The organism is Shewanella sp. N2AIL (assembly GCF_022690845.1).
Taxonomy (GTDB): Bacteria; Pseudomonadota; Gammaproteobacteria; order Enterobacterales; family Shewanellaceae; genus Shewanella; species Shewanella baltica.
Genome location: NZ_JALBYT010000015.1, coordinates 1 through 17,293 on the forward strand (window position 1 = coordinate 1; position 17,293 = coordinate 17,293).

Annotated in this window: 15 protein-coding genes; 8 read left to right on the forward strand and 7 right to left on the reverse strand. The window is 45.7% G+C overall.

Annotated features, from left to right (window positions below):
• Window positions 1-541 precede the first annotated feature (541 nt).
• Window positions 542-976 (forward strand): hypothetical protein, encoded by a 435-nt coding sequence (locus MO387_RS10615; protein WP_006082163.1) that lies wholly within the window; start codon window positions 542-544, stop codon window positions 974-976.
• Window positions 977-1,604: 628 nt separating this feature from the next.
• Window positions 1,605-1,829 carry a hypothetical protein gene (locus tag MO387_RS10620; RefSeq protein WP_106650891.1) on the forward strand — a complete coding sequence of 75 codons (225 nt, stop codon included), beginning with the start codon at window positions 1,605-1,607 and terminating at the stop codon, window positions 1,827-1,829.
• 263 nt (window positions 1,830-2,092) lie between these two features.
• Here MO387_RS10620 and MO387_RS10625 read toward each other — a convergent pair whose 3' ends face one another.
• Complete coding sequence (locus MO387_RS10625) at window positions 2,093-3,010, reverse strand: class I SAM-dependent methyltransferase (protein ID WP_107948104.1); 918 nt, start codon at window positions 3,008-3,010, stop codon at window positions 2,093-2,095.
• 6 nt (window positions 3,011-3,016) lie between these two features.
• Complete coding sequence (locus tag MO387_RS10630) at window positions 3,017-4,126, reverse strand: AI-2E family transporter (protein ID WP_107948107.1); 1,110 nt, start codon at window positions 4,124-4,126, stop codon at window positions 3,017-3,019.
• A gap of 98 nt (window positions 4,127-4,224) precedes the next feature.
• Between MO387_RS10630 and folX the strand changes: the two genes are divergently transcribed.
• From folX to gltS, 3 genes are all read left to right on the forward strand, one after another.
• A complete protein-coding gene (gene folX, locus MO387_RS10635; protein WP_006082167.1) occupies window positions 4,225-4,587 on the forward strand; it encodes a dihydroneopterin triphosphate 2'-epimerase in 363 nt (120 codons plus the stop codon).
• An 86-nt stretch (window positions 4,588-4,673) separates the two neighbouring features.
• Complete coding sequence (locus MO387_RS10640; protein WP_107948109.1) at window positions 4,674-5,567, forward strand: TIGR01777 family oxidoreductase; 894 nt, start codon at window positions 4,674-4,676, stop codon at window positions 5,565-5,567.
• Window positions 5,568-6,096: 529 nt separating this feature from the next.
• The gene (gltS, locus tag MO387_RS10645) at window positions 6,097-7,320 is read left to right on the forward strand and encodes a sodium/glutamate symporter (RefSeq protein ID WP_006082169.1); all 1,224 of its coding nucleotides are present in this window, start codon (window positions 6,097-6,099) and stop codon (window positions 7,318-7,320) included.
• Window positions 7,321-7,439: 119 nt separating this feature from the next.
• On the opposite strand, the gene lepB is transcribed toward gltS, so the two are convergent.
• The 3 genes from lepB to MO387_RS10660 form a co-directional block, all read right to left on the reverse strand.
• Window positions 7,440-8,102 (reverse strand): signal peptidase I, encoded by a 663-nt coding sequence (gene lepB, locus MO387_RS10650; RefSeq protein ID WP_107948112.1) that lies wholly within the window; start codon window positions 8,100-8,102, stop codon window positions 7,440-7,442.
• 276 nt (window positions 8,103-8,378) lie between these two features.
• Window positions 8,379-10,919, reverse strand: a complete 2,541-nt coding sequence (locus MO387_RS10655) for an FtsX-like permease family protein (protein WP_107948114.1) — start codon at window positions 10,917-10,919, stop codon at window positions 8,379-8,381.
• A gap of 2 nt (window positions 10,920-10,921) precedes the next feature.
• A complete protein-coding gene (locus tag MO387_RS10660; RefSeq protein ID WP_006082172.1) occupies window positions 10,922-11,650 on the reverse strand; it encodes an ABC transporter ATP-binding protein in 729 nt (242 codons plus the stop codon).
• 79 nt (window positions 11,651-11,729) lie between these two features.
• On the opposite strand from MO387_RS10660, the gene MO387_RS10665 reads away from it, so the two are divergent.
• Together MO387_RS10665 and MO387_RS10670 are read left to right on the forward strand one after the other, a co-directional pair.
• Window positions 11,730-12,287: an arylesterase gene (locus MO387_RS10665; protein ID WP_014615324.1), complete on the forward strand. Its 558-nt coding sequence runs from the start codon at window positions 11,730-11,732 to the stop codon at window positions 12,285-12,287.
• Window positions 12,288-12,432: 145 nt separating this feature from the next.
• Complete coding sequence (locus tag MO387_RS10670) at window positions 12,433-13,500, forward strand: DUF3083 family protein (RefSeq protein WP_107948116.1); 1,068 nt, start codon at window positions 12,433-12,435, stop codon at window positions 13,498-13,500.
• Window positions 13,501-13,590: 90 nt separating this feature from the next.
• On the opposite strand, the gene MO387_RS10675 is transcribed toward MO387_RS10670, so the two are convergent.
• Together MO387_RS10675 and mprF are read right to left on the reverse strand one after the other, a co-directional pair.
• Window positions 13,591-14,316 (reverse strand): AcvB/VirJ family lysyl-phosphatidylglycerol hydrolase, encoded by a 726-nt coding sequence (locus MO387_RS10675; RefSeq protein WP_107948118.1) that lies wholly within the window; start codon window positions 14,314-14,316, stop codon window positions 13,591-13,593.
• Between the two features lie 7 nt (window positions 14,317-14,323).
• A complete protein-coding gene (mprF, locus tag MO387_RS10680) occupies window positions 14,324-16,876 on the reverse strand; it encodes a bifunctional lysylphosphatidylglycerol flippase/synthetase MprF (protein WP_107948120.1) in 2,553 nt (850 codons plus the stop codon).
• Between the two features lie 209 nt (window positions 16,877-17,085).
• Between mprF and MO387_RS21320 the strand changes: the two genes are divergently transcribed.
• Entirely contained in the window at window positions 17,086-17,268 is a 183-nt protein-coding gene (locus MO387_RS21320; RefSeq protein ID WP_107948122.1) for a hypothetical protein, read from the forward strand.
• Window positions 17,269-17,293: the final 25 nt, after the last annotated feature.

Genomic DNA, 17,293 nt, shown 5'->3' on the forward strand with positions numbered 1-17,293 from the left:
AGCAATATACAACGATATGAGACCGCATCTGAGTTTGAATATGGCAACCCCTAATCAGGTGCACAATAGAAAAGGCCAGCTACTGGAGCTGGCCTAAAAACTGTCAACCTATCTTAGGACGGGACATCAAATTTAGCTTAAGCAAGGCTATCGCGCTGCGACAATGGCTCAATAGCAAAGTCAATATGGCAAAATAAGCATACTAAATACGAGGAGAAACGAATTAAGCGGTGTGAATAAGGTGAGTAAACTGCGAAAAATATCCACAAGTGAAAGTGGAACATGGCGGGAAACTGAAAAGCGTCACTTTTTAACCAGCAGATAAAGCAAGACAATATCAGTGACTTACAAAGTATCACTGAAGTCTTCAACATAGTTTTCCACAGTTTCTGTGGATAACCTTTTTATATGCCTCCTAACTATATGCCACACTCAATAGGCTTGAGTCAACGCATTTCCCAATAGATTGCAAATAACGACAAAACTTGTGTATTAAGGCTAAAATCGCGATACTCAGAACAAATTCCAATAACTAAAACTTATGCGAACTCTATTTTTTATCTCCCTGCTGTTCCTCTTTGGTTGTGGCGATCCCTCGACGGAAGATCAACGCCAGTTATCGCCCGAAGAAGTGAGCTTAGGTTTTTTTAAAGCGATTTATGTCGATCGCGATGTTGAACAAGCCAAGCAATTTGTCGATGAGCCAATTAAACAAGTGCTCACCCATTACTATATTGCCGCCGCGGTGCAGCGCAATATGCTCGGCCTGTCGATGACCAATGTTGAAATGGAAATTGATGATATCGATATCGACTTCTTCCGTAAATTTACCAAAGACGTCATTGTCGTGATCAAAATGAAAGGCCTGAAAGGCGGCCAGCCGTGGATTGATGACAGGACCATACGCCTTCACAAGATTGGCAGTAAGTGGACTATCGTCGAGCTGATGCCAGAAAAGCGCAAAGTAAACGGCTAATCTCCCTTCCCGCTCGCCACTTTTATTGCGCATGTCTTCTCATGCGCTCAATTCTAGCGCCGATTTCAGCCAAAAAAATAGCAACCCTAAGGTTGCTATTTCAATGTGCTTGTTTTGTTACGTCCGACTCATAAGTACCATCAGTGTAATCGTTATCGATTAGGCCTGGATCACTTCTTCTTCGCTTTCAGCAGGTAAAGACGTCAGTACATCGTCTTTCACTTGATAATAAGCATTTTCGTATTCATGAACTTCCATAACAACTCCTGCTTGATTGGGTAAGGTCGCAGAGGCATGTCATTCTATGCTGACATTTTGCCTATGAGGAAAGGGATATATTCCGTGGGCAGGAGTATAACAAAGCCAAAACCATAATTACAGAAAACTTTCAGTTTTGTTTCCTCACCAGTGGCACCAAAGGCAACTTATCACTTTTAAAGCTTAAATTCTGTGCCGAGAGCTGAAAGCCTTTCATCTTTGACGATGATATTTAGCCGCCCATGACGCCATTTGATGCAGCCCTATATACACAAACGCTATTAACAGAAATCGCTTACAAACAATGAATCTAGGGAAGTGTGACGCTAGCTGCTATCAATTAAGTAATGACGCGAGTAGGAGGTAAGATATGAACGCACTTATTGAGCTTGAAGCCACCACACTAACGACATTATTTAGCCACGGCGATGTATTAGGGATCCGCATGTTTATGGAACACATGAATATGCCATTAGATGTTCAGGACAGGCTTTATGATGAAATTTCCGCCCTCAAACACTTAAACCATCATCAAGTGAGCAAAGTGATTGAAACCTTTGGACAATCGCAGCTCTCTGAGCGATTAAGCTACTGACGGAGCGTTTAAGCGAATGATTGGGCGATTATATAACTGAGTGATAATTTACTGAGTAGCCATTTGCTCAGTAACAATTTGCTCATAAACAAGTGACCGCGTAGAAAGCTAAACACTTAACCTAATCTAACTGCAAGCTTGCCTTGAGTTTACATATCCATATTTGTTGCACTTTTAAAATCAGCAATTAAATTTTCCATTTAGCTTCATTAAAAACCGACAAAAAAGGCCAGTTAATACTGGCCTGTTAAGCTAAATCAAGACTAGGCTCGAGTCGATAAACGGTAACGCAGCACCTTAAGCGACTTCTCTTCAGACACATCCATAAACGCTGGCGGATTGACTAAGCGCTCTATGTATTCGAGTGCTGGCGCCGCATCTGCGACCTGCTGGCGTAGGAAAGTGGTATCGAGCTCGGGTGCATTGAGGCAGAGTAACACTTCACCATTATCGGCAAGTAACTCAGGTAAACGCCTGATTAAACGTACATAATCCTTAGTCGCGACAAAACTGCCCTTTTGATTACTCGGTGGATCGGCCACAATAATGTCGTAGGGACCAAGCTTTTTCAGTTTGCCCCAAGATTTAAAAATATCATGACCTAAAAAACGTGCTCCCACACTAAAACCATTCAGCAAATGATTCTGTTTGCCTATGCCTAATGCGCCTTTGCTCATGTCCATATTGACCACTTCATCGGCGCCGCCTTGTAATGCCGCAACCGAGAAACCACAGGTATAGGCAAATAAATTAAGCACTTTTTTATAGCGGGCATTTGCTCTCACCCACTCTCGGCCGTTAGCCATATCGAGGAATAAACCGTGATTTTGTCCGCGCATTAAATGCACCTGAAAGCGTGCGCCATTTTCGCTAACGATATGCGGCTCAGGCACTTCGCCTTGCAGCACTTGTGTAAAGGTCTCCCCCGCACTGCGGTATTGATAGACTAAATTCAGTTGGCTACCGGGACAAATGACCTGCCAACGCTCCGCAATGGCCTGCTGGCATGTGGCTAAATCGTCATCGGCTAAGGGAGTGAAACTGGTCAGCAACAGCACTGGCGCAAACCAATCTAAACATAGGTGTTCACAACCCGCGAAGTGTCCTCCGCGGCCATGGAATAACCGCACTGCATCATCACCTAATTCAATTGTCGCTAGCGCTTGTATAAAACTTTGCATCTTCTATTACTTACTCTCTGTTGTACTTGTATCGGCTTCATCGCCATCGGAACTTGAGTTTTCCGTGTTGTTGGCCACGAACTTATCTTCAACATCGTCCGATAATAATATGGCTAACCAGTTACCACTTTTACTCGATTCGAGGGCAATTTTAACCACCATAGTCAGCGGCACCGACAGCAACATGCCGACAGAACCTAGCAACCAGCCCCAAAAAATTAACGATAAAAACACCACTAAGGTCGATAAGCCTAAGCCGCGGCCCATAAATTTAGGTTCAATCATATTGCCCATCACCATGTTGGCACCGACATATAAAAGTGCAGTACCGCCAGCAGCCGCAGGACCAAGCTGAATAAAGGCTAATAACACCGCAGGAATGGCAGCGATGATAGAACCGATATTGGGAATGTAATTAAATAGGAAGGCGATCACCGCCCACAGCATGGCGTAATCCACACCAATAATGGTTAAACCGACACCGACGATAACCCCGGTCGCTAAACTCACTAGCGTCTTGATCACCATGTACTGATTAACCGATTGCAAAAAGCGGTCAATCTGCTTGAGGCGCATATCGGGATCGTCCAGCGCCAGATGCAATTTCTTTGGCAACGATTGGGCTTCAAACAGCATAAAGACGATGGTTAAGATGATCAGAAATAAATTCGCCATCACGTTACCAACACCCGACAACATATTAGTGGTCATAGACAAGGCCATGCCAGGGTCAAAATACGCTAACACTTGATCCTTCGAAATCTGAATATTGAAGGAATGTAACTTATTTAATATCCAAGCAAATTGCTCAACTAACTGCACCCGATATTGGGGTAATTGCTTGGAGAACTCATTGACTGAACTGCCGACAACCGAGGCTAACCAGAGGCCCATCAACACAATAAATCCCATCAAGAGGATCACCGCCAGCCATTTAGGCACACGGAATTTGGTCATTAAACCAATCGCGGGATTACAAATCACCGCCAGAAAACTGGATAGCACAAACGGCACCACAATCGGGCTCGCCGCCTTAATCCCTGCCAAAATAATCACTACAAAGGCCATAACCGCAAAGCCACGGTAAGCAGCGGAGGGCGCATTAGGTCGCGTCATTTATTAAAAATCCTTCTTGATCTTAGATAAAATTGTTAGGCTAACCCGAGAACACACTTAACCTCAGAAACCTTAGCTTAAGATAGCCATTTGCCATTATGAAACCAGAAACCGCGATTATACGCATTAAAAACTTAAGACTTCGTACTTTTATCGGCATTAAAGAAGATGAAATTCAAAATCGCCAAGACGTGATCATCAATGTCGTGATCCATTATTGTGCCGAGCGTGCCCGTAACAGTGATAATGTTGAGGATGCACTCAATTACCGCACTATCACCAAAAAGATCATTGAGCTGATCGAGAATAACCGTTTCTCATTACTCGAAAATCTCACCAGCCAAACGCTGGCCATCGCCAGTGAGCATCCTTGGGTTGAATTTGCAAGTGTTGAAATCGACAAACCCCATGCCCTGCGCTTTGCCGATTCAGTCTCTATGGAGTTGTGTTATCAGAAATAATCTCGCTAGAAATACCCAGACTAAGTGATCGTTGCACACCGTATTTCGGTATATATCCTCAGAGCTCAACCGATAAGAGAGGTTCCATGAATATACTGATCACTGGCGCAAGCGGCTTTATTGGCCGCCAATTAGTCGAACGATTGGCGCCCCATCATCAACTGACGTTATTAACGCGTTCAGTGCAACAAACGCAAAGAATTCTCGGTAATCAGCACCATTACCTTGAGAGCCTCGATGCGCTGAGCGACCTGAATCATATCGACGCCATAGTGAATCTTGCGGGCGAGCCGATCGTCGCTAAGCGCTGGAGCAAAAACCAGAAACAGCGGATTTGTGATAGTCGTTGGGATATCACGGCAAGATTAACTCAGCTCATACAGCAGAGTAGTAATCCGCCTAAGATCATGGTGAGTGGTTCGGCCGTGGGTTATTACGGTCGTCATGATGATAAATTGCTTGATGAATCCAGTGGTGCCCATGTTGAGTTTAGCCATGACATCTGCCGAAAATGGGAGCAAGAAGCGCTTAATGCAAATACTGAGCAAACCCGCGTCTGCATTATCCGTATCGGGATTGTGTTAGGAAAAGGCGGCGCATTAGAGAAAATGTTACCGCCCTTTAAGCTCGGACTCGGTGGCCCAATTGGTCATGGACGTCAAGGCATGAGCTGGATCCATGTGCAAGATCTCATTTCCCTTATCGACTTTTTACTCAGCCAAGAACATTGCAAAGGCATATTCAACGCCACAGCTCCCAACCCAGTCAGTAACGCTGTGTTTACCAAAGCGCTTGGAAAAGCACTCAATCGCCCCGCCCTTATCACGACCCCACCACTTGCGTTACGCTTGGCTATGGGTGAAATGTCAGAGCTGCTGACCGAAGGACAGTTTGTTTATCCTAAACGCGCCCTCGAAGCCGGTTTTCAGTTTCAATTCAGTGACCTCGACAATGCCTTAACCGACGTGTTAGCCAAATAGGCTAGCACGCTGATGCTAACAATCCCGCGGAATCTTGCTGTAAACATCGACATATTCGGGCGCTAATGCGCACGAATTTCGGTGCTAAGGCTGGCTAGATGTTGACGTAAGCACAAGCGCCACTTTAGCAACACTAGAAAAACAATATCATAACATCATGATTTGTAATGTGATTTAGCGACAGCGCGACACTTTTCTGCTAAACTCGCCTCCATTCGGTCATAGGAGGCACGCATTAATCGCCTCAACCTTGACCACAGATAGACTCAGCAACACCTCATAAATAGACAGTTATTTATGCTCAAGAACAGGCTATTTAATCTGCTGTTTTTGGCCTGTAAACCATAAAACGATACACACTCGCGCTCACTCATCCTTTAAATTTTTATCGGATTGACACTGATCTGTCCTCGACATCAAGCGCTTAACATCCAGCATTAGCAGGTACTTAATAACAAGATGGGTGACTCCTCAATGGGCATTGTGCTCACTGAAATGCCCACACTAAGACAGTTTGTAAGGAATTTTCATGCACACGACCTATACGATTGGCGAGCTAGAATCATTTTTAATTGCCATTTTCGTGCTGTTTATCGGCCACTCCATCAATCGCCATGTACGTGTCTTTAGGCAATATAATATCCCCGAACCCATAGTGGGTGGCCTCGTTGTCGCTGCGGGTGTCGCATTTCTTCACTTTCAAAATATCAGTCTCGACTTCAGCTTATCGCTGCAAAATACCTTAATGCTGATGTTTTTCAGCACGATTGGCCTCTCGGCAAACTACAAGCTGTTACTCAGCGGTGGTAAAAAAGTCTTTATCTTTCTGGGTGTTGCCTCGATTTATATTGTTATCCAAAACGCCGTCGGCGTCAGTTTAGCCAATCTGTTAGGGCTCGACCCGATTATGGGCCTTATCGCAGGGTCAATTACCCTGTCGGGTGGCCATGGAACGGGCGTCGCTTGGTCACAAACCTTTGCGGAAAACTACGGTATCAATACTTTAGAGTTTGCCATGGCTGCGGCAACCTTTGGTTTAATCATGGGCGGAATTATAGGTGGCCCCGTTGCGCAGCGATTAATCGGTAAACATAATCTTGTTTCTCGCTATGGAATTGGTCGCAAGCATCACAGTGAACATCCGCATTTAGTGACTTACGATCAGTTAGAAGAAGATCAAGTTACAGCTAAAACCATATTAGAAACCCTGTTTGTACTGCTGCTGTGTGTTGCAGGCTCAAAATGGCTCACGCTGTGGATCAGCCAATCGGGCATAGCATGGCTCAAAATGCCCGACTTTGTTTATGCTCTCTTCCTTGGCGTTATCATCGCCAATATCACTGAACTCACCCGCGGCTATAAGCCCCATACTGAAAGTATCGATGTCATAGGCACAGTCGCTTTGTCACTGTTCCTTTCTATGGCTTTGATGACCCTAAAGCTATGGGAGATTTTTGATTTAGCCATCCCGCTGCTAGTCATCTTACTGGTGCAAACCGCAGTACTGGCGGTGTTCGCCTATTTCGTGACGTTCAAAGTAATGGGCAGTAATTACGATGCGGCGGTGATCACCGGTGGCCACTGTGGCTTTGGTATGGGTGCAACGCCAACGGCGGTAATGAACATGGGCGCGCTCGTCTCGCGCACAGGGCCGTCGCCCCAAGCCTTTATGGTTGTGCCTATCGTCGGCGCTTTCTTTATCGACATCGTTAACTTGATTGTCTTGCAGGGCTATTTGAGCTTTATGAAGTAGTAGCTTTCAAGTAATCATTTTTAAATCAATCATTGCTGAATCAATCAGCTAACAAAAGGGCGCCTCATTCGGCGCCCTTCTTTATGGTACAACATCACGTAGACTAGAATCCGCGCATGCTAAAACTCGCGCATGAGACGCTCAGATCGAGGCAAGTAATGATCATCATAGTCAAGGGAGAAAACCACTGAGCTTGAACGGCCAACAATCTCATTGCGTGGCACAAAACCAATGACCCGAGAGTCTGCGCTATTATCTCGATTATCACCCAGCGCAAGATAATGCGCGTCTGGCACAGTGACTGGCCCAAAATTGGCGAGCCTTGAGGGGACAGGATTAAGGCGAATACTGTGGGCCATACCGAGTAAGTTCTCCTGCATTTCTGTGACATCAGCGTGAGCATAAGGACTCAATGCTTGGGATGCGTAGCCAAGGGGTTCGCCATTTAAATACAAACAATTATCCCGCATCATCACAGTATCGCCTGGCACAGCAATCACCCGCTTAATGAGTTTTTTATCGGCCTTTTTCGAGTCGAACACCACGATATCACCGCGGGCGGGATCCGCCAGTTTGACTAAGGCGATATGGGTAAATGGCACCCTAAGATCGTAGGCCATCTTGTTCACCAGAATGCGATCGCCCTCGACGATAGTCGGCAACATAGAACCCGATGGCACGGTATTCCAATCAGCCACAGCGCTCCTGAACACTAACATTAAACTGATAAACAAAAAAAAGGAGCGGTTATCCTTAAGTAGTTTTGTTATTCCTTTGAACATATATTCCCTCTCTATGGCATGTATAAGCTAGTCGCTGTTCTCAGTTAGATAGACCCATTGCGTTGCACTAAGTTCTGTTGCTACCAGCTTAGGCACAGATCAATTTGTAAGCCAATGTAAAAACGCATGTTCATATTCATATTCGAGTCATGCTCAAACTCAGCAGATTCAGCCAGACAATAAAAAAGCACTGAGCTTAGGCAGCATCAGTGCTTTTAATTATTAACGCTGTCTATTTACGCCATAAACTCAAGTTTTAGCCCGTGCAAGCAACCATTAGCTACCCGCCTTTAATAGCTCAGAGCAAGATTGGCTGAGCAATTGTCGGCAACGCCACACCCCAAGTAAGGCAACGATTAAGGCGCCAGAAAAAGGGGCTATTCCCCACCAAGGCCAGTGCATATACACATTAAGCTCAAACACTTGCGTCTTAAGTAGATATAACGCAAATTCGGCCACTATGACGGCTAACACGCCTGCAATACCGCCAAGCAAGGCAAACTCTAAACCCGTTGCACTGCGCAATAGCCATCCCGAAGCGCCAAAGGTACGCAGCACCGCCAGTTCGCGCTGCCGAGTTGCCATGCCGGCTTCAGTCTGTGCAATCAAGACTAAGGCACTGGCCAGTAAAACTAAGGCCAGCACTAAGGTGAGCGACAGCGACACTTGCTCTATGATCTGCCGCAACTGCCCTACCATAGCGCCCACATCGATGATCGATATGGTCGGGAATTGCTGAATAAGCGCAAGGATCACAGCATCCTTAGGCGTACCATGGGCACTCAGCGCTTGCCCGCTTGTTGCTGGGTCATTTGTTGACTGGTCATTCGTCGCTTGGCTATTAGTAGTTTGATCGTTCAGATAAAAACTCGCCATCGAGGTATAAGCAAAGGGCGCGAGAGCTTCTTGGGTGAAAATCATAAAGAAGTTCGGCTGCAGCGTTTCCCAGTGCACGGCACGAATACTGGCAACTTTAACTGTGAGCTCTTGATTATCAATCACATAAGTCAACTTATCGCCAATGGCAATACCCAAACGGTCCGCCACGCCAGATTCCACCGACACTTCATCGGCCGCTTGATTAAAATGCCCCTCTAACAGTTCGTTATTGGCTGGTAGCGTATTGCGCCACGTTAGGTTTAACTCGCGGGAAATACCCACTCGGCCCTTTTCACCCGCTTCAGACTGTTCATTCGAAATCAGCGCTTCACCGTTAATTTGAGTTAAACGGCCACGGATCACAGGATAAATGTCCGTCGCGACAATGCCCTTAGCCGTCATAAAATCATTTAAGGGCTTAGCATCGTCGGGGGCGATATTAACGAGGAAATAGTTAGGTGCATTTTCGGGCAACTGTTTTTGCCACTCGTTGAGCAAATCTTGTCTTAATGCCAGAATCGTCAATAACAATACCAGTGCGGCGCTAAATCCCACCAATTGCACCGCATTTTGCCGCGCACGACGTCTGAGCCCTGCAAGGGCCAACTGTAAGGGATTGGTGGTCTTCATGCCGACACTGTGGCCTAAACGTATCATCACAAAGCCAAGCACACTTAACAGCACACCGAGCAGCAACACGGCCGCGACCACAGTCAGGGTCAAAGCCCAACTTTGGGAATACAAATAGCCCAGTAACGCCATCGCCCCTAAGCTCAAAAGCAGATGCAGCCACATCCCAAGTTGCAGGCCCTCTAACTGACGCTGTAGCACTCGTAGTGGCGGAATAGCCAGTAAGCGCATCAATGGATAAGCCGAAAACATAAAGGCGCTGATAAGCCCTGTGCTTACACCAAGCAGTAATGGCCGAGTGAGTGGCGGCGAATAGGCGGCAATTTCGGGCGGCAATAGATAACTGATCCCAAAATCGAGTAACACACCACCGACAAGGCCAAGCACAATCCCCATTAACGTCACTAACAATAAGTGAGTGCCGAACAACAACCGAATTTGCTTTGCTGAGGCGCCAAAGGTTTTCAGCATGGCCACCACATCGTAATGGCGCTGACAATAACGCTGGGCGGCAATGCCTATCGCGGCGCAGGCCAGTGCAATGCCCATCAAACTTGCTAGCAGTAGGAAGCGCTCAGCTCGCTTAACGGCTCCCGCTATCGGCGAATCACCGGATTGCACATCGACCCAGCGCTGGGTGCTATTGAGAAGCGGTTTAACACTTTGCTCAAAGGCCGTAAGCGAGGCTTCATCGCCAGCAAATTGATACAGATAGGTCACGCGGCTGCCCGGTTGAATCACTCCCGTTTTGGCGACATCTTCCATGCGCATCAATACCACGGGCGATGAAGCAAAAGGATTAAAGCCCGCGTCGGGTAAGCGGCTTATTTCATTGCTGAGCACAAATTCGCTATTACCTAGTTCGATGGATTTGGGATAACCGAGGAGTCCACCTAAGCGAGTCTCAAACCAGATTTCACCCGCTTGAGGTAAAGCCTTGGTTTTACCGCTGGTGAGTTCAATGTCGCCCTTGAGTGGATAACCCGTCTCTACAGCGCGAACTGTGACTAACTGAAACTTATCACCCGAATAGACCATGGAATTAAATTGCATGTTCGTCACATGCTTAAGCCCAAGCGCTTCGGCTTTGGTTAAAATCGCCGCATCAATTTTAACCGGCGAATCGATAATCCGATCGGCGGCAATAAACTGTGAAGCTTGGCCTGAAATAGCCACTTGCAGCCGTTCACTTACCCGCGCCAACCCACTAACAGACAATACCGCGAGCGTAATAGCGAGGATAATCAATAACAATTGCCCTTGCTGTAACTCGCGCTTAAACAGGCGCCATGCCAGACTTAACTCCATTGTTAAGCCTCCTTAGCATCGGCGAGCGGTGCTGTATGCGCCGTATCTTCCTGTAAATGGCCGTTATCCATAACCAGCTGCCGCTCACAACGCTTGGCCAATAGTAAATCGTGAGTGACGAGGATAAGAGTGGTGTGGCTTTCTTGATTCAGCTCAAACAACATATCGGCAATTTTATGGCCGTTAACGCTGTCCAAGTTACCCGTGGGTTCATCGGCAAACAGCACTGTGGGCTCACAAATAAAGGCACGGGCAATCGCCACCCTTTGCTGTTCTCCGCCCGATAATTGTTTGGGTAAATGGGTCAAACGATGGGATAAACCGACCCGCACCAGCATGGCTTGGGCTTTTTCCTTAGCATTGCTCACGCCCGCAAGCTCGGCGGGTAACATGACGTTCTCCAGCGCAGTTAAGGTATCCACTAACATAAAGGATTGAAAAATAAAGCTGACCTTCTGCTTACGCAGCGCGGCTTTTTGCTCTTCATTCAATGGGGATAACGCCACACCATCGAGCCAAATTTCGCCAGAGGTAGGCGTATCAAGTGCCGCAAGCAGCCCAAGCAGGGTAGACTTGCCCGAACCCGACGGGCCAAGAATGGCCACACTCTCACCTTGCTTGACATCTAAGTTAATGCCCTTGAGGATAGTGAGCGTTCCTTCCTGAGTAGTCACTGATTTTTCGAGGTTAACAACATTGATGGCACTGTTTTTTAAGATGACGTTAGACATAGGATCCTTCTTATATAAATCGTTCTGGTATCAATCGAGAGCGAAGACCCTGGGGGCATTCATCCTATTGAGTGTATTCATGGCCACGCCAGCTCACGCGGCAAAGGTGTTGATCCTCGGCGACAGCTTAGGCGCTAGCTATGGCATGGCAGAGCAGTCAGGCTGGGTGGCGCTGCTGCAAAAAAATCTGCCCGAACATCAATTTACTAATGGCTCAGTGAGTGGCGAAACCACAGCGGGCGGCTTACGCCGATTACCCGCCTTACTCGATTCCGTCGCCCCCGACCTTGTGGTCGTTGAACTGGGTGGTAATGATGGTTTACGTGGATTCCCCCCAACGCAACTTGAAAATAATCTAATCCAAATCATTACCCTAGCCAAAGATAGCGGCGCAAAAGTGCTGCTGACCGAGATCATGGTACCGCCTAACTATGGCCCTCGCTACACCCAAAAGTTCACCCAAGTGTATCAAGACATATCCAAAACACAGGATATCGTGTTGATCCCCTTCTTTATGCAGGATATCGCGCCCCATCCAGAATTAATGCAACGGGATGGCATTCACCCCAACGAAAAGGCGCAGGCGCAGATAGCAACTTGGATGCAACCATGGATAGAAGATGCGTTAACCCAATAAAATAGCTGCTATTTTAAGCTGTCGAACCGCTTACTTAGCTAAACTCATGCTCAACGGATAAAAACGTGTTCTAACGCAAGATTAACCCTATAGATAAACAGTAAAATTCGTGTTAGCAAATGGTTAACTCAAACAAGGAGTCAATATGTCCCTTAGCCATCAGCAAAAAGTGTACATACCCAAGGAAGCCCGTACCAACCAATACATCACAGCCGAAATCAAGGTGACGGATGAACTACTGAGTCAATATCCTGATTATCAAAGCTGTTATCAAACCTTAAGCCGTTTGATATTTAATTTGGCAGAACAACACGATCTGCGTAATGTCCACGTGATCACTAACGATAAACTGCCTGTTGTCCGTTACCATACCGAAGCCTATTGCTTCCAAACCACTGAACAAATTCTATTTTTTTATAATCCAGCCTACCACGAAGCCCAAAATTTATTCTCGCAAGAAAACTATCGCGCCCGTAAACTGCGCATTGTCTTCCTTGCCACGGGTGAAGATATCCGCAGTAATTCCGCCAGTTTCCACATTAGAGTGCGCGAATTACTGACAGAATTGATGCCTTTAATGCCGATAAGCGATCTTAAAGTTAAGGTCCGCGACCATCAGCATTTATCCTATGATCTGTTCGCAAAAGCCAAGGGCTATAAAGAAACCTATGGCTATAAACTGCGTGCCATCGGCCCAAGATATAAAGCCAGAAAGTGCGAATTACCAGAGAACGTCAGCTCTCTCACTTATGTAACAGTAAGCTTGCCACTGAGTCGTAAACTTAAGCAGGGTTTATTACCTGACTCGGCAACCGACTTTACGCCTTTATATCAACACCTTGAAGATTGCTTCCTCAAAGCGGCAGCCAACAGACAATTGACGCGTCTTGCCATGATAGCAAACGGCTTAACCCAGCTGGTGCGTAACAGTAAGTTTGAAAAACTCGACAGCAAAGCCGAAGTACAAATGATAGGGTTCGATCCTAATGCGACTGAGCAACAAGTGATCCGTCGCTGGAATGCCGATAACTTAGTCGAAGCCGCGCACTTCACCATAGTCGCGGGCACCAAAAACTGTGATGATTCAGGCTTCGGACGCTTTATGAACAATGTCGAAACAGCCCTGAAGGCCTTCGCAGCAGATATCGGTGTAGACCCAGAGCGTGAAGATCTCGTCGTACGCTTCCATCAACATATCAGCTATCAAATCTGATTAACGCGACATTCAATTCGCTAAAACCCAAAGGGCGCATTCAGCGCCCTTTTCTTTCTGAATGTATTCAAGCTGATATCGGGTGATAACTTAACTTTTCAACCAATGCTTTATGATAGTCACCACTTTGTCGTAATCATCATCAAAACTATGGCCACCGTCTAACTCCATCACTGTCACATTCGGCTGTTTTACTACTGGGCACAAATGCTTAGGGGCATCATCGTCTTTGCCGTATAAGCACAGCATAGGCACTGTCTTCTGTTTATTTACCTCGGGCAACGTAAGATAACTTGCGGACTCATTGCTAGACGTGACGATTTCACTCACATGCACTTCAAAATCCGACGTCTGTGAAGGTGACAATAACACCCCGCCGAGGATCTTATGTCGATACTTGAGTGGCAGATCATTAAGTACAAAAGGAATGATTTCGGCGCCAAAGGAATAGCCAACCAATACCACCTTTTGTGTGCCAAATTCGGCCTCGTACTTATCGATAATGGCCATAGTATCTTGAGTCACATCCTTGGGATCTTTTTGTTTCCAGTAGTATTTTAGCGAACTCCACCCCACCACTGGCCAGCCCTGCTGTTGCAATAACTGGCTCACACCTTGATCTAAATTAGCCCAGCCACCATCGCCACTCATAAAGATGACTAAGGGCGGCTTTTTCGCACTCGCTTTATCATTTGCGCTATTAGCGACCGGCAGAAGTGTCAGGCCGAGTGAGTCAGCAAAGTCATCGGCTAAGACACTAAAGCTACTGCAAAACATCATCATAAGGCTGAGTATTTTCACAAAGGATTTATTCATCGTTCACCTACTTTTTAAATACACCGGTTGCACCACGACTCGTTAATGTCACTAAACTGCCCACCACAATTGGCAGAGATAATCCGCCATAACAAATCAAATACTTGGCCTCCCACGTTGGATTAAACTTATCCTTGTATCTTCTAAGCCCCTGAAAGTTATAAAACTTATTACCCTTCTTATACACAACCTTCGCTAGCTTAGTCCAAAATGGCACCAACGCTCTGTCAGTCAAGCCTGACATAGGCGCCATCCCGAGATTAAACCTCTGATAGCCTTGCTGTTTTCCCCATAGCAATAGCTCAGTAAACAGAAAATCCATGATATTACTGCTCGATAATTTAGGCTCGTAACGCATCAGATCGACAGAAAATTCAACCTGAGCGGCACTCGCCCAAATATTTGAAAACGCCACGAGTTCACCGTTTGCATACACTAATGCCATAGGTGTCGAACACAGATAGGCTGCAGAGAAATAGCCGACAGAAAACCCCTTTTCACGCCCTTGCTTCGCCTTCAGCCAAGTCGATGATATGGCTTCTAATTGCGGCAGTATGGCCCTCACTTGGCTCGCCTCAATCACAGCAAAACTTAAGCCTTCACGCTGCGCCTTAGCATGGCTCTGGCGCAAACTTTTGTAGCGACTCGACGTTAAGTCAAATTGGTCAAGCTGAACAATTGCCTCCTCGCCTAGCTTATATAAACCTAATCCTTGCTCTAAAAAGCTCGGCAGGTATTTTTGCGTCACTTGATAAAACACCGGCCAACCGTCGTAGGCATCGCATAACTCCCTAAACTGCCACAATAAATCATCAAATTTATGTTGATTACCAATTGGATCGCCCATTACCACCCAGCAATGTCCAGCCCTTGCATACATAAGAAAGGCGTCTTTATCCTCGTTAAATAGGATTGATTTATCTTGCACTAAGGCTAAATAGCCATGACTGCTCGGCGACTGCGTGACAATCTCCATCGCCTGTTTTAATGAAGGCGTGTCCAGTTGTGGTGATTTAAGCTGAGTACGAGACGAAAAATAGCGCACGGCAAAGGTAAGCACGATAAAGATAGCAATCGCTCCTCCTCGCAATGCTCGCGATACATGGCTATCGGGGGAGAAGGTAAACCAGAGTGAATGATCATAATCAACATCTTGATAGGAGAAAAATAATACCCAAATCATCAAGAACAAGGCAGCAGAAAGTGATAACAGCCAACCCAAAGAGTATTTAATCCCGACGACTGAACCCTTTCGATAAAACAAATTCTCACATGGAAACATCAATGCGTAAACTAATCCGATCGCGAGTGATATTTCCCATTCCGCGCCCTTAAGTATAATAAATAACATGCCCACCAGCAGCAGTTTTTTCGTTAACTCAAAGGCATTATGGTAGCGTTTAAATAACCCATGGGATAACAACAATAGCAAGACACCACTCACACTCAAAATGATGCTCGATATTTCGATGATCGGCAGCGGGACTAACTCGCCTAACCAGTGATACTTATGAATAATAGAAGGGTTAACCACTGACAAGAGTAATAACAAACCTGAGCTAAATACACTGATACTCAGTAGCGGTGGTAACAGTTGGCGGATAAATATAATTCGAGTATTTAATTTTACAATCTTATCTTTATTTGACAGTGCGATCGTAATAACAAAGTATGCCAAAGAAATTAAAAATGGAATAATGTAATAAATGATCCGATAGACAATAATGGCGCCGAGGATTTGCTCAACCGGTAAATATTGCGATAAGGCCACAGTCACGACGGACTCGAACACCCCAATACCACCCGGCACATGGGCAAGCACCCCAAGCGCATTCGCAACAAAGAAAATACTTAAGACCTGTATATAGCCCAAATTTTCTACCGTGGGCAGTAAGCTATAAAACAAGGTTCCTACGACAATCCAATCAAGTGAAGACACCAGCAACTGTCTTAAAGATACAGATAACAGAGGTGGCGTAATTTCAAAGCCACGAAAGTTAAATGGCTTTTTCCGCAGCACACTCATCAGTAAATAACCCAATACACTGAGCAGCATGCCAATACCGATCACTGTCGTTAATGAAAATAGCCATGTTGGCAAAGGTAAGGCTGATAATTGTTCAGAGGGAAAGCATACCAGTGCAATACCACAAATAAAAAAGAGTCCGAGGAAGAATGTCACTGAACATGAAATGACTATTTGAGTGATTTTATTACCACTTAAGCCGAGTTCGGAATAAAACTTATATCTTATCGACGTCCCCGTTAACAGCGAGAAACCTATGGTATTGGAGAACGTAAAACCCAGAAAGGAAATAGGGACTATTTTACGATAAGGTATCTCCTTCTCGACATTTCGAACGGCAATAAAATCGTACAAGGTTAATAAAGAGTAACTGCCCACTGTGAGTAGCGCTGCACATAACAACTCAACAAATGAAAATCCTTTAACCTCTTTAATAATGTCACTTAATTGATATTCTTGCTCTAAATTATAAAGCAAGAGTAATGAGACAGTGAATATTATAAGGCTAATAAACACCCGCACTCGTCTCCCCATGTTAATCTCCAGCACCTAAGACTGATTCAGCTAAGGTTATTTAACGTCAACATTGAAACAGCATTAAAAATTAATTAACTTAGTTTAATACCAGTCACATTAAATATCTAATCAGTTCAGAACCTCACAGGCATCTCAATCCAAGGCGCATTGACGCAGAAATGGTTATTCCCTTTTAAGTCAATGCAACACCGGAGTGGGATGCCTGTGTGGCTCCCAAAGGGCGGGTTTCAACGCACTTTATACTGCGTTTAAGGCTTTCGACAGAGCACCACTATGCCTTCAAGCCTTCGCCTTGTCTAAAGTGCGTTGAACTCCCGCTGAATGAACAGATATTTAATACGATTGGTATTATTTTTAACACCACTTTATCGACGGGATTTTTAACATAGGGATTTTTCATTCGCAATGGATTTA

Coding starts and splice junctions, on each gene's coding strand:
- MO387_RS10630 (WP_107948107.1), bottom strand. CDS start 4,126: ATGACGCGACCTAATGCGCCCTCCGCTGCTTACCGTGGCTTTGCGGTT.
- MO387_RS10660 (WP_006082172.1), bottom strand. CDS start 11,650: ATGTCTAACGTCATCTTAAAAAACAGTGCCATCAATGTTGTTAACCTC.
- mprF (WP_107948120.1), bottom strand. CDS start 16,876: ATGGGGAGACGAGTGCGGGTGTTTATTAGCCTTATAATATTCACTGTC.
- lepB (WP_107948112.1), bottom strand. CDS start 8,102: ATGTTCAAAGGAATAACAAAACTACTTAAGGATAACCGCTCCTTTTTT.
- MO387_RS10620 (WP_106650891.1), top strand. CDS start 1,605: ATGAACGCACTTATTGAGCTTGAAGCCACCACACTAACGACATTATTT.
- folX (WP_006082167.1), top strand. CDS start 4,225: ATGAAACCAGAAACCGCGATTATACGCATTAAAAACTTAAGACTTCGT.
- MO387_RS10640 (WP_107948109.1), top strand. CDS start 4,674: ATGAATATACTGATCACTGGCGCAAGCGGCTTTATTGGCCGCCAATTA.
- gltS (WP_006082169.1), top strand. CDS start 6,097: ATGCACACGACCTATACGATTGGCGAGCTAGAATCATTTTTAATTGCC.
- MO387_RS10625 (WP_107948104.1), bottom strand. CDS start 3,010: ATGCAAAGTTTTATACAAGCGCTAGCGACAATTGAATTAGGTGATGAT.
- MO387_RS10665 (WP_014615324.1), top strand. CDS start 11,730: ATGGCCACGCCAGCTCACGCGGCAAAGGTGTTGATCCTCGGCGACAGC.
- MO387_RS10615 (WP_006082163.1), top strand. CDS start 542: ATGCGAACTCTATTTTTTATCTCCCTGCTGTTCCTCTTTGGTTGTGGC.
- MO387_RS10655 (WP_107948114.1), bottom strand. CDS start 10,919: ATGGAGTTAAGTCTGGCATGGCGCCTGTTTAAGCGCGAGTTACAGCAA.
- MO387_RS10670 (WP_107948116.1), top strand. CDS start 12,433: ATGTCCCTTAGCCATCAGCAAAAAGTGTACATACCCAAGGAAGCCCGT.
- MO387_RS10675 (WP_107948118.1), bottom strand. CDS start 14,316: ATGAATAAATCCTTTGTGAAAATACTCAGCCTTATGATGATGTTTTGC.